Below are 1,179 nucleotides of genomic sequence, written 5' to 3' on the forward strand. Positions count from 1 at the left end.
GCACGGCCCGGGCGCGGTGCTGTGGCGCGTCAGCCTGCCGCTGGCCTGGCGGGCGATCCTGGCCGGGTTGCTCCTGGCGTGGCTGCGCGCGTTCGGCGAATTCGGGGCGACGGTCATGGTGGCCTATCACCCCTATTCCCTTCCGGTCTTCACCTATGTCGCGTTCGGCGAAAGCGGATTGCCGGCGATGCTGCCGATCCTGGCGCCGACCCTGCTCCTGGCCGCGACGATCCTGGCAGCGGGGCAGGCGCTGATACGCCCCCGCCGGGCGGACGCTCCGCTGCCGGGCGGCATGCCGGCCCCCCTGGTCGAGACGGCGGACAGCGACGCCCCGCCACGGACCCTGTCCCTCGCGCTCGACCACAGGGCAGGCGGTTTCCATCTTCGCCTGGCATGCCGCATCCGGGCGCGGCGGGTGGCGATCCTCGGCGCGTCGGGCAGCGGCAAGTCGATGACCCTCCGCCTGATCGCGGGCCTGGACGACGCGGCCGGTGCCACGATCGGCCCCCCGATCGGCCCCCCGATCCGCCCCACGATCCGCCCTACAATCCGCCTCGATGGCGACGATCTCGGCCCCGTGCCGCCCCAGCGCCGGCGCATCGCCTACGTCCCCCAGGGCTACGCCCTGCCGGCGCACCTGACGGTGGCGCGGCAGGTTTCGTTCGCTGCCGACAGCACGCCCGACCGGGCGGCGGCATGGATGAAGCTGATGGGGCTGGATGAATTGTCGGCCCGCTACCCGCATCAACTGTCTCCCGGACAGCGGCAGCGCGTGGCCCTGGCCCGCGCCCTGTCCCGGCGCGAGGTGGATCTGGTGCTGCTGGACGAACCGTTCTCGGCGCTCGACGCACCGCTGCGCGCCCGGTTGCGCCGTGACGTCCTGCGCGTGCTCGGGCCCATGCGCGCCATGACCATCCTGGTGACCCACGACCCGGCCGAAGCGATGGACATGGCGGAGGAAATCATCATGCTCGATGGCGGCCGCATCATCCGCGCCGGCCCGGTCGCATCGGTCTTCAGCCGTCCGGGCAGCGAGATCGCGGCGCGGCTGCTGGGGGCCGACCAGATTCACGACGGACTCATGCTGCCATGCGGCCGAATGGATATCGGCGGCGGGGTGGCGCTGCGCATCGCCGGCGACGCCCCGGCGGCAGGGGCCGCAATGCGCTGGGCGGTCCG

The 1,179-nt window shown here is 73.1% G+C and carries 1 protein-coding gene; it reads left to right on the top strand.

All coding sequences use genetic code 11. The features are described from left to right. Positions 1–1,179, top strand: a 1,179-nt coding sequence (locus HUK84_RS19255) for an ABC transporter ATP-binding protein (RefSeq protein ID WP_176641648.1), incomplete at both ends; no start/stop codon positions are given.

Origin of the sequence: Nguyenibacter vanlangensis (genome assembly GCF_013376155.1) — a bacterium.
Lineage (GTDB): Bacteria > Pseudomonadota > Alphaproteobacteria > Acetobacterales > Acetobacteraceae > Gluconacetobacter > Gluconacetobacter vanlangensis.